Annotated in this window: 1 protein-coding gene; it reads left to right on the forward strand. The window is 42.7% G+C overall.

The genetic code is table 11. From position 1 onward, the window contains the following. The coding region (locus tag N7568_RS23120) for a lysozyme family protein (RefSeq protein WP_261612055.1) at window positions 1–279 on the forward strand (279 nt) is incomplete at both ends.

The raw sequence follows: 279 nt of genomic DNA on the forward strand, positions 1-279 counted from the left end.
GGTATTTTTAATCCAAAATTGGCGCTATGTCCTGATAGCGCTTTTTCCTTTATTTTTGGTTCCTCTTATCCTGATTGGTGGCATCTTCGGACAATATCAGCAAGAAACTAACCCTGACATAGGCGGTGACATAACAGGCAAGGCGCTCGTTACACCAGAAGTCAGGCGGTATGAACCCTTGGTACGACAAGCATCCATTAAATACGGTGTAGAATCACATGTAAATCTTTTATTAGCGAAAATCATGCAGGAATCGGGCGGGTTATTACCTGACGTAAT

This window comes from Paenarthrobacter aurescens, assembly GCF_025421775.1.
In the GTDB taxonomy this organism is placed as follows: Bacteria; Actinomycetota; Actinomycetes; order Actinomycetales; family Micrococcaceae; genus Arthrobacter; species Arthrobacter aurescens_B.